At 47.0% G+C, this 10,407-nt stretch carries 11 protein-coding genes; 4 read left to right on the top strand and 7 right to left on the bottom strand.

Translation table 11 applies throughout. The features are described 5' to 3' along the window. Positions 1 to 64: 64 nt before the first annotated feature. Positions 65 to 1,237 (bottom strand): tetratricopeptide repeat protein, encoded by a 1,173-nt coding sequence (locus tag QUB26_RS20160; RefSeq protein ID WP_333319385.1) that lies wholly within the window; start codon positions 1,235 to 1,237, stop codon positions 65 to 67. Positions 1,238 to 1,476: 239 nt separating this feature from the next. Between QUB26_RS20160 and QUB26_RS20155 the strand changes: the two genes are divergently transcribed. Then, positions 1,477 to 1,629, top strand: coding sequence for a hypothetical protein (locus QUB26_RS20155; RefSeq protein WP_333244860.1), 153 nt, complete (start codon positions 1,477 to 1,479; stop codon positions 1,627 to 1,629). Between the two features lie 439 nt (positions 1,630 to 2,068). Here the strand turns inward: QUB26_RS20155 and QUB26_RS20150 are convergent, their stop codons facing one another. Then, the gene (locus QUB26_RS20150; protein ID WP_333319383.1) at positions 2,069 to 3,289 is read right to left on the bottom strand and encodes an FtsW/RodA/SpoVE family cell cycle protein; all 1,221 of its coding nucleotides are present in this window, start codon (positions 3,287 to 3,289) and stop codon (positions 2,069 to 2,071) included. Between the two features lie 36 nt (positions 3,290 to 3,325). On the opposite strand from QUB26_RS20150, the gene QUB26_RS20145 reads away from it, so the two are divergent. Next, complete coding sequence (locus QUB26_RS20145; protein ID WP_333244855.1) at positions 3,326 to 3,748, top strand: EamA family transporter; 423 nt, start codon at positions 3,326 to 3,328, stop codon at positions 3,746 to 3,748. 235 nt (positions 3,749 to 3,983) lie between these two features. Here the strand turns inward: QUB26_RS20145 and QUB26_RS20140 are convergent, their stop codons facing one another. The 3 genes from QUB26_RS20140 to apcA form a co-directional block, all read right to left on the bottom strand. Continuing rightward, positions 3,984 to 4,187: a phycobilisome linker polypeptide gene (locus QUB26_RS20140; RefSeq protein WP_006634929.1), complete on the bottom strand. Its 204-nt coding sequence runs from the start codon at positions 4,185 to 4,187 to the stop codon at positions 3,984 to 3,986. A gap of 340 nt (positions 4,188 to 4,527) precedes the next feature. After that, positions 4,528 to 5,013, bottom strand: coding sequence for an allophycocyanin subunit beta (gene apcB, locus QUB26_RS20135; RefSeq protein WP_006634930.1), 486 nt, complete (start codon positions 5,011 to 5,013; stop codon positions 4,528 to 4,530). A 176-nt stretch (positions 5,014 to 5,189) separates the two neighbouring features. Next, positions 5,190 to 5,675, bottom strand: a complete 486-nt coding sequence (gene apcA / locus QUB26_RS20130; protein ID WP_333036136.1) for an allophycocyanin subunit alpha — start codon at positions 5,673 to 5,675, stop codon at positions 5,190 to 5,192. Positions 5,676 to 6,713: 1,038 nt separating this feature from the next. Here apcA and QUB26_RS20125 point away from each other — a divergent pair. Beyond that, positions 6,714 to 7,916 (top strand): hypothetical protein, encoded by a 1,203-nt coding sequence (locus QUB26_RS20125; protein WP_333244852.1) that lies wholly within the window; start codon positions 6,714 to 6,716, stop codon positions 7,914 to 7,916. Here the strand turns inward: QUB26_RS20125 and QUB26_RS20120 are convergent. Together QUB26_RS20120 and QUB26_RS20115 are read right to left on the bottom strand one after the other, a co-directional pair. After that, positions 7,877 to 8,152: a hypothetical protein gene (locus QUB26_RS20120; protein WP_333319381.1), complete on the bottom strand. Its 276-nt coding sequence runs from the start codon at positions 8,150 to 8,152 to the stop codon at positions 7,877 to 7,879. The genes QUB26_RS20125 and QUB26_RS20120 overlap by 40 nt on opposite strands. A 22-nt stretch (positions 8,153 to 8,174) precedes the next feature. Beyond that, a complete protein-coding gene (locus tag QUB26_RS20115; RefSeq protein WP_333319379.1) occupies positions 8,175 to 8,759 on the bottom strand; it encodes an endonuclease dU in 585 nt (194 codons plus the stop codon). A gap of 100 nt (positions 8,760 to 8,859) precedes the next feature. On the opposite strand from QUB26_RS20115, the gene glpK reads away from it, so the two are divergent. Further along, positions 8,860 to 10,347 carry a glycerol kinase GlpK gene (glpK, locus tag QUB26_RS20110; protein ID WP_333319377.1) on the top strand — a complete coding sequence of 496 codons (1,488 nt, stop codon included), beginning with the start codon at positions 8,860 to 8,862 and terminating at the stop codon, positions 10,345 to 10,347. Positions 10,348 to 10,407 lie beyond the last annotated feature (60 nt).

The following is a 10,407-nucleotide window of genomic DNA, read 5'->3' as shown; positions in this document are numbered from 1 at the left end:
CTGTTAAATGCCTCGCCTAATGTCGGTCAATAGCCTTCATAGCCTTGATTTAGCCTCTCGACAATTAATCCACCCTGGTTGTGAAAGAGGCAGATGGGGCAAGGCGAGATGCCAATAACTCCACAAAAGCTCGGGCTCTACCGCGTTCGGCAATTTCTAAAGCGTCATTAGTTTTTTTCTGAGCAATGAAGACTTCTTGTAAAGTGACGTAGGGGTAAGTTTGGGTTTCAAAGATTGACACTTTATTGGCATCTTCTAATCCAGCACGGAGAGATTCGGAAACTTTAATACTATCAAGTAGGGTTTTCTCTGCTGCTGGGAGATTGCCAGATTTGGCCAGAGCAAGTGCTAGATTGTTGAGAGCCGCCCCCTCGCTTTGGCGGTGTTTAATTTCGCGCGCGATCGCCAACAACTGCTGAGCGTAATCGATCGCTTTGGCGTAGTCGCGGAGGGAATTGTAAGCAATTCCCAGATTTCCCAGAGCCGCCCCCTCGCTTTTGCGGTCTTTTATTTCTCGGGCGATCGCCAACTGCTGCTGAGTGTAATCGATCGCTTTGGCGTAGTCGCCGAGGGAATTGTAAGCAAATCCCAGATTTCCCAGAGCCGCCCCCTCGCTTTGGCGGTCTTTTATTTCTCGGGCGATCGCCAACAACTGCTGAGCGTAATCGATCGCTTTGGCGTAGTCGCCGAGGGACTTGTAAGTAATTCCCAGATTTTCCAGAGCTTTCCCCTCGCTTTGGCGGTCTTTAATTTCTCGGGCGATCGCCAACAACTGTTGAGCGTACTCGATGGCTTTGGCGTAGTCGCCGAGGGTAGCGTAAGCAATTTCCAGATTACTCAGAGCAAGCTGCTGGCTTTGGGGGTCTTTAATTTCGCGCGCAAGCGCCAACCACTGCTGAGTGTACTCGATGGCTTTGGCGTAGTCGCCCAGGGAAAGGTAAGCAAATCCCAGACATCCCAGAGCTTCCCCCTCGCTTTGGCGGTCTTTAATTTCTTGATAAATTATTAGTGCCTGTTGCCAAGACTGCAATGCAGCTTGAAATTGACTGGTCGGGAACTGCTGAATCCCTTGCTGTACCAGTCGGTCTGCCTCGGCTTTCCGCTGAGCAGGAGTTTGAGCTAAGACTTGAGAATTGATGATTTTAAATTGAGAATTAGCGATAAATCGAAACTCGCCTATAGTCAGCGTCGCCAAGATTGAGATCAGTCCCGACAATCCAATTTTTTGCAGTTTCATAACTTTTGACAGGCCTCTGGTTTGAATATCCGCTTGACACATCAAGATATTGCTAATGCGATTTGCACGACGCGGTTCAGTTGACTGTTGACTGTTGACTGTTGACTGTGGAATGTTGACCGCAAGATAGCGACATCTACCTGGAAGGAAGAGGATTGGAGTAATGAATAGTCTTTTTTTAATTTCTCCCGATCGCAGTTCCGGCTTTAAACCAATTCTTTCTGGTAACAGTAACGCGAATGCTGGGAAAATTGCAGCAGCAAGGGTTAATCGTTCGAGAGCGCCATCTCGGCCTTGAATTCTTAACAAAGGTGTTTTTGCGTCCGCCTCCGATTTGTTTGGCTGCAACCCTCCAGCAGTATAGCAAGCGACAGCCATTTGCCTCTACATAATGCTGTCTAATATTAAAGCTCTCATCGAATTGCATCAGAATTGTTTGTCTGGCTCTTCCTCTCCCTATCTACAGCAACACATTTGTAGCCGGAAAAGATATCATTAAGCGGTGCATCTATTTAGGACTAAACTCAATGGCTAACTCAACTCAAGAAACACCGCAACCAGACAAAAAAGAATTAACTGAGATCACAGCTAAACCTCAAGAACAACAAGAAGAACCGCCCAATAAAGGTGACGGGCGGAAATAGTCGATCGACTTTCATCTGTGACGATATAAATCTCGAATTGCCTTAAGAGCGCTGACTTCTTTTTTTCTCAAAATCAGTGTTCTTCCCTACAATACCGGTTCCTATAAATTGGTATTCTGCCAGTAGTTTTTAAGTAATAAACTAACCCGATTTTTGCCAAAAAACGGGTTAGTTTGCTATTGACAAATTATTCCGTTTGTGCAGTGCCGTTGTTCGATCGCAACTTCGGCTTTTCCGGCTTCCCTCTGCGTCCATCCAAAGAAACCACATCAGCCTCAGAACTCTCTCTAGCCACCCGAATCAGCAACCCCGACAACAACAAACTCGCCAACATCGAAGAACCCCCGTAACTAAAAAACGGCAGAGGCAAACCCGTAGTCGGCAAAACCCCCGTCGCCACCCCAATATTCAGCAGCGACTGTCCCACCATCACCACCATCACCCCAATCGCCACCAACTGAGACTCAATATTTCGAGCCTTCATCGCTACCCTCAAAGCCACAGTCGAGTAAGCCGCCAACATCAGCAACAGCGAGAAACCTCCCACCAAACCAAACTCCTCAGCAAACACAGCAAAAATAAAATCGCTGTACTGAATCGGCAAATAAAATAACTTTTGCTGCGACATCCCCAAACCCACACCCCAAATGCCCCCAGAACCAACAGCCAGGAGACTTTGAATCAACTGATAGCCGTCTTGCATCGGATCAGCCCAAGGATTGAGAAAAGACATAATCCGGCGGCGCTGATATTCCCTCAAACTAATACTTAAAACCGCTAAAAGCATTCCCCCCATAGCCGTTGCGCCCAACTGCAAGTAAGGTAAGCCCGCCGCTAAAGCCACCAACCACAAAGTCATCCCGCACAAAGCCGTGGTACTTAAGTTCGGCTGTAACAAAATTCCCAACAGCATGGCGCCGAAAATTAACAGCCAGGTTAAGCGAACTTTATTCGTCAACCGGGGCCAGTTGCCGAAAATGCGGGCGCTTTGGAGAACAAAAAACGGCTTAATCAACTCAGAAGGTTGAATAATCGGAACCGGGCCCAGAGATATCCAGCGAGTCGCCCCGTTGATTGTGGTTCCCACTCCCGGAACTAAGGTCAACCAGAGCAATCCCAGCAGCAATAAAACGCCTAACTGAGATGTTTTCATGATGTAGCGCAGTGGGGAGTACACTATCAAGTTAAAGCCGGCCAGCCCGATCGCCACTGCGATTAGCTGTCGTTTAAAATAATAAAGGCCGTCTCCAAGTTCATAATTTGCAATGGGATAGGAAGCCGAAAACAATGCTGTCAGCCCGACAAACAGCCACAGAAAAGTCAGCCACCTTAGCCACCGAGCCTCAGCGGCCCATTGAGACGCGCTGGGGTCAAGAAATGGAATCAAGCGTCGAATGTCATTAGCCATAGGATTTTAGAATGCTCTCAATAAACTCTAACAAAGATGGCTAAAGTACCAGATTGGTTAATTTACGCATTAATCTGTTCGCTATTATATGGTTTGTGGGGATTTTTTGGCAATTTAGCGACTAAATATATTGACTACAAAACTGCTTTTGTTTATGAAGCTATTGGCGCTATTTTAACTACTTTATTTATTATTTTCCACACTAACAATTTTAGTTTTGAGGGAGATGTTAGGGGGATTTTGTTTGCGATGGTAGTTGGCGTTTGTGGTACGGTGGCATCATTAGTATTTTTTCTAGCCCTTGCCAAAGGTGAAGTTGCCAATGTAGTGAGTGTTACGTCTATCTACCCGCTGATTACTATATTATTATCGTCTTTATTCTTGAAAGAGGCTATTACATTACCACAAATGCTTGCTGTTTTGTTAGCGATAATTGCAGTTATACTTTCTGCTTATTGAAATATTTGTCCATAATTATATTAACCACGCTGGACATTCTTCCTTCTACTAGAGGAATCCTAAATGATTCAGATAAATTTGTAGGGGTAGTGTCCCCGTGCCTACCCCCTATCTATCGGGCAACCACGGGGGATTGCCCCTACAATAATTATGCAAATGATGCGAGGATTGCTATATAACAACAAAAAAGAGGTCATCGCGACCTCTTACCCCTCTACTAATCCAGCTTCGGCTCTTAAAGTAAACCTGTATTAGCTCCGGGCTTACCGGTAGCCAGTTGCACTTTAATAATTCTGCCGCCCATTTTCATAATTCTTTGCTGTTCCCGGAACCAGTTGTCGTAAGGAACGAGCTTAGTAAAATAGGTATTTTGCAATTCGCGCTGAGTGCGGATGCGGGTTTGACTTGGGACGCAAGCAGTGACCTTAAACATTCTCATGGGAAACTAACTCCTGAGTAGGTTTACAGATTATTAGATGGATTTTTTAAAGATTGAAGGCAGGGAGTTAGGAGTCAAAACTAGCTCGTTAAAACTCGTCGGGCTTTCTCGACCAGCCTTTGACGGTCTAGCAATCACTCTCAACTTCCCTGACCTCTTTTCAAAGTCAAAGGTAAAAAGTCCAAAGTAAAAAGTAAAAAGTTAAAAGAGGCAAGAAATAAATCTTCTTCCTTCTTCCGACTTCCATCGGACTGAAATCTGTTACATCCGTTACATCCGTTACATCCGTTACAGAATCCGTTGCCGAACTTCCTTCTTCCTTCTTCCTTCTTCCTGAGTCTTAGCTCAAGCCAGAGCAGATGTAGTCGAAATAGACGCCCATTTCTTTACCAGCGTCAGAACCGACCAAACCGGCGGTGACTTCTTTCATTGCTTGGATTGCTTGTACGGTAGAACCGATGGGCACGCCCAAGGAGTTGTAGGTTTCTTTCAAACCGTTGAGCACGCGCTCATCGAGGATGGAAGGGTCGCCAGCTAGCATAGCGTAGGTGGCATAGCGCAGGTAGTAGTCCAAGTCGCGGATGCAAGCTGCATAACGACGAGTGGTGTACATATTGCCGCCGGGACGAGTTACATCAGAGTACAACAGAGACTTAGCAACTGCTTCTTTGACGATTGTGGCTGCATTAGCGCTGATGGCTGTAGCGGCGCGGACGCGCAGTTCACCAGAAGCGAAGTAGTTCTTGAGCTTGTCTAGAGCGCTGATGTCGAGGTACTTACCTTGAACGTCAGAGGAATTGATAACGGCGGTAATTGCGTCTTGCATGGTTGTCTTGTTTCCTAGAAAGTGGCTGAGTCAGTCCAATTTTGGAGCTAGAATTTGGAATTTGGGATGTGGGATTTAAGATTTTTAACTGGCTGGTTATTTGCAATAGCTTTTAACTTGTTGCCGGCAACCCCCAATTTTTCAATCTAAAATCGAAAACCTAAAATCAAAATTCCTTACTGCATCGCACCGATAACGTAGTCGAAGTAAGAGGAAGCTTCGGAAGCATCTTCTCCAGACAGCAGCGAACTTGCTGCATTTTTCATAGCACGAACGCCTTCGGCGACGGCTTCAATCGGGGTGCCGAGAGATTTGTACATTTCGCGGACGCCGACAATACCGATTTCTTCGATCGGAGTAATGTCGCCAGCTACGATTCCGTAGGTAATCAAACGCAGGTAGTAGTCCATGTCGCGCAAGCAAGTTGCGGTCATTTCTTCGCCGTAAGCGTTGCCGCCGGGAGAAACAATATCAGGGCGCTTTTGGAAAAGTTGGTCGCCTGCTTGCTTGACGATGCGTTCGCGGGATTCGCTCAAAATTTGGGCGATGCGGACGCGGCGTTCACCAGAGGTGACGAAGCTTTTGATCCGATCTAATTCACCTGGGCTCAAGTAGCGAGCTTCGGCGTCTGCGTTGACGATTGATTTGGTGACGATACTCATCTTGTGTGTACCCGCTGGATATTTTGCTATATGAACTGCTCTGCGCTGAGCTAGCGAAGGCGGGCGCTTGCGTCCCGTATCTTTCCTGCTCAGGCAGGAGCTTTGACGGGGAAGGCTGGACTTTCCACACTCAGCAACTGTTGAAGTTGTTGGCGGGTGACTGCCTTCGGTGCTTAACGGCGCTGGTTCTTCACGCCGGTGCGCTTGTGAGTGCTCGCACTAAGCCTGTCGCTTACAATACCATAAATGACTGATGCGATCTTTAATTTATGATCAAGATTGCAGCAGGCCACTTAGTGGCGATCGAGTGACTGTCGGGCAGTTAGTAAGGATATTGCTTCTCTGACACAACTACCTCTCGCAAGTATTTTGAGGCATTATGTTCACATTCTGAGTGTTACTGTAATAGTTTGTAACATTCCTTTTCATATTTGGGCCCTCGCTTGGGTCTTCATTGTTAAAATTTCATAGTTAAAAAATTGCTAAAATTATCTGGCAGCAAGGGTTACAGGCGATCGAGCCTTGAGCGGGAATTGTGACGGGCGATCGCGCAACCCTCAAAGACTTTTCCCTGAGAGGGAGACAGGGGGGAGACAGGCGGGGAGCATTGGTGTCAACTTAGGCTTTTAGTCCGCCAGTCCTCCCGCTCACCCGGCACTCCGCCAGGGAATGAATTCCCTGTCTCATAGCGAAAGTCCTCTAAAAGAGGACTGAAGAACTCATTAGTCCTCGCTTCGCGAGGACTTTGGCTTTGAGGCTCTTGTTTCCACCCCTGACGGACTATCGGTTTTACCTTAAGTTGACACCAGTGAGGGGGGAGATGTGCGATCGTCTCACATCTTGCAGCATTCTCAATAAGTTTTGGACGGGCGGGCTCTGGGGCCCAACCCCTACTACCCACAAGAACACTCACTCTTTGTGTTTGTGGAACAGGCCGGAAAGCCTGTTCTCGATAATAGTGCAAGATATAAGAGCATCGGAAATCATGACTTTCGAGCTTGTAGCTAGATTGGACTCTCACTTTAAATCTGGTGCGCCGTGAAAAGAAATCTATCAGCCCTTAAAAAAGCTTTACAGTTTGGCATTAGCGGTGCTGTCGGCGGTTTCGTCGGCAATCTCATCACCGAACCTTTCATGCAGGGGCTCACTGGTTCAGAATCTGTTTTTGACAGTGTATTGTCCACAGCTCGGTGGTTTGGATTGGTAGGCGGTGGTATTGCTACGGCTATCATGTTCGGCTATTATTACTATATCAAAGGCAAGCCTCAAATTAAACAGGCTTTAAAAAATGGCGGATTGTTTGGTTTAATTGCAGGAGCCATTTCTGGGGCGATCGCCGAAGGTATTTATAGCGGAATTGGCGACGGAAACAACGAATTATTGCGAGTAATTTGCTGGGGAATAGCTGGCAGTTTGTTAGGACTGGGACTTGCACAGCGGATTCCTAATTTGGGGGCGCTTCGCGGCCTGGGAGGCGGCGGTGTTGGGGGTGTGTTGGGCGGCTGTTTGTTTATTCTATTTGCTTACAATCTCTCCGGTACGGCGGGCCGTTTAGCTGGCTGTGCTGCGATCGGTTTTTGGATTGGAATTATGCTAGTTGTAGCTGAAACTTTGTTCAACAAAGCTTGGCTAGTAATTAGTTACGATACGGGAGCAAATCGCACTCTCACTCTGGGTGCGGAACCAGTGACTTTTGGCAGTGATGAAAATTTGTCTATTATCTGCATTCCTAATGTTTCGCCCCTAGCAATGCGGTTTCAATTGGAAGCCGGTCAAATTGTTTGCGAGAATGTTGATAGCGGGGCGGTGAGTTATTTGCGATCGGGCGACCAAAAGAGAATCGGCAACTGTACAATTACAGTAGGAAACTCTGACTTGCCAGCCCCAACACCGACAAATATTCCGCCTACCTTTATATCAGATCAGCCCGCAGTAAATTCTTTTACCAGCGGTCAATTTTCCCTGAAATTAGGAAGTCGAGTTATTCCTCTGAGTGCGGGAACTCAACTATTCACCTCTGACATACCGAGTTTAACAGCCGCAGCATCTAACGGTCTTGTAGCTATAGTCACTTCTCGATCGAGAAACGAGCTTTCGTTAGGATTGACAAATTTGTGCGATCGCGCTTGGTGGGCTACAGACATTCAAGGCGATATAAAAATGGTAGAACCTGAAACTACTCTGACTTTGGCGTTGGGAACTCAAATCGAATTCGGTGAATTAGAGGGCGAAATTGTGTAATTAAGCGAGTAGAAACTGAGATATTGCACCATTGTCAATAAACTTTTCATGGCCGGGCAGGATGCCCAGCCCACAATAAAATTTACTCTGTGTGGAACGGGCATCTTGCCCGTTCTTAACAGGATATCCGATCCACCCACAATAAAATTTCCTCTTTGTGGAACGGGCATCTTGCCCGTTCTTAACAGGATATCCGATCCACCCACAATAAAATTTCCTCTTTGTGGAACAGGCATCTTGCCTGTTCTTAATCATAATTCAAGCAGAACTGCTGCTAACTCCATTAATTACCGCCGCACCAATCAAATGAGCCAAACGCAAAGCTTCAGGAACTTTACCAGTGTCTGTCAAACGCTGGAGAACCCTCGCTATTACTTCCGGCTTTTCGCCGCAAACTTGAAAAAAGAAAGGTTCAAAAGCGTGAATTTTACCAGCGCGGCGCAACAATTCTAAACGGTATTCCGAGTCGGGTAAATGGCGAAGGGCTTTTTCAACAGCAGCTAAATCTGGTTGCCGGCGCATGACAGCAACGCAAGGAATTTGCAGCCGTAATGCTAACTCGGGAAGGTCAATAATATTGAAGCCGCCGAAAGCAATTCCGTCTAGCAAAACCAGATGCAATTGCGGCAAAAATTTGCCTCCGATGAGTAGCGCAGAAATAGCATCCGTGGCATCTAATCCGTCTGGGAGGACTTGTCCCCACACCATTCCTTCAAATCGAGTTCCCCCGCAGACTATGCCCGCGATCGACACCAGACTGCCGCTTCTACGAGAAAACGGAGCGTCGTCAAAGCCAATAACCTTAATTGTGCGATCGAGCCTCAGCAAATCTGCCAGTTTCAACTTGGGGAATTCCGTAAGCTAAAGTTTTTGACATTAATTTGACTTCTAGATATAGTATCATATACGTTAAAGACCTCATTACTAAAAATATTTTAGACAATTGGTAAAAAAATACGTAGCAGCGATCGACCAAGGAACTACCAGCACCCGATTTATCATATTCGATCGCCGGGGACAGATAATTTGCAGCAACCAACAAGAACACAAGCAAATATATCCGCAACCAGGATGGGTGGAACACAATCCCGATGAAATTTGGCAGCGCACCCAAAGCGTGATTAAAAATGCCCTCGAAATCGGCAATATCGAACCCACAGATATTGCTGCACTCGGTATTACCAACCAGCGCGAGACTACAATTATTTGGGACAGAAAAACTGGCAAATCTTACGGCAATGCGATTGTTTGGCAAGATACTCGCACTCACCAAATTTGCGAAAAGTTAGCTGAAGTTGAGGGCAAAGACCGATTTCAAAAACGATGCGGTTTGCCGCTGGCTACTTATTTCAGCGGGCCGAAAATTAAGTGGATGCTGGACAATATTCCAGGATTGCGGGAAGCTGCAAATCGAGGGGATGCGATTTTTGGCAATGTCGATACTTTCCTAATTTGGCACCTGACTGGCGGCGCGCACATTACCGATGTTACTAACGCCAGCCGCACGATGCTGATGGATTTGCAAACCCTTGATTGGGATGCGGAAACTTTGGAAATAATGGCAATTCCCCGTCAGATGCTGCCAGAAATTCGCCCTTCGAGTCAAGTTTTTGGAACTGCAAAAGGATTGCTTGCAGGTGTTCCAATTGCGGCTGCTTTGGGCGATCAACAAGCCGCCCTCGTGGGGCAAACTTGTTTCAGTCTGGGTGAGGCGAAAAATACTTACGGTACGGGCTGTTTTATGCTGCTGAATACCGGTGAGGCGATCGTCCCTTCAAAGCAAGGATTACTAACAACAGTCGCCTACAAGATGGGGGAATCGCCCGCTGTGTATGCTTTGGAAGGCAGTATTGCGATCGCCGGAGCTTTAGTGCAGTGGCTGCGCGACAATTTGGGCATCATCAACACATCTGCGGAAGTAGAAACATTAGCAAATACAGTCGAAGATAGCGGCGGAGTTTACGTTGTCCCGGCATTTTCGGGACTCTACGCACCCTATTGGAAAGACAGCGCGCGGGGAGTAATTGCCGGTTTAACTCGCTACGCGACTAAGGCACACATTGCCCGCGCAGCATTGGAAGCTACAGCGTGGCAAACGCGGGAAATTTTGGACGCTATGAATCAGGATTCTGCTGTGCAGCTTTTGTCTTTAAAAGTAGACGGAGGTATGGTGGGAAATCACACGCTGATGCAGTTTCAGAGCGATGTTTTGGGAGTGCCTGTGGTGCGGCCTGTGGTAGCAGAAACTACTGCACTCGGTGCCGCTTATGCGGCCGGTTTGGCGGTGGGTTTTTGGAGTCAGCTAGCCGAATTGCGGGACAATTGGGCGGTGGATTGTACTTGGGAACCGAAAATGCCGATCGCACTTCGCGAGCAAAAATATCGCTTTTGGAAAAAAGCAGTTTCCCGCACATTCGATTGGGAAGAATAAATCGCTGAGTTAACCCCAAAATCCGTATTTAGTGATATCCTTAAATCCAGCACTATTTTT

The organism is Microcoleus sp. B4-C1, from assembly GCF_036705285.1.
Classification (GTDB): Bacteria; Cyanobacteriota; Cyanobacteriia; order Cyanobacteriales; family Microcoleaceae; genus Microcoleus.
This window is presented reverse-complemented; position numbering and strand designations above follow the sequence as displayed.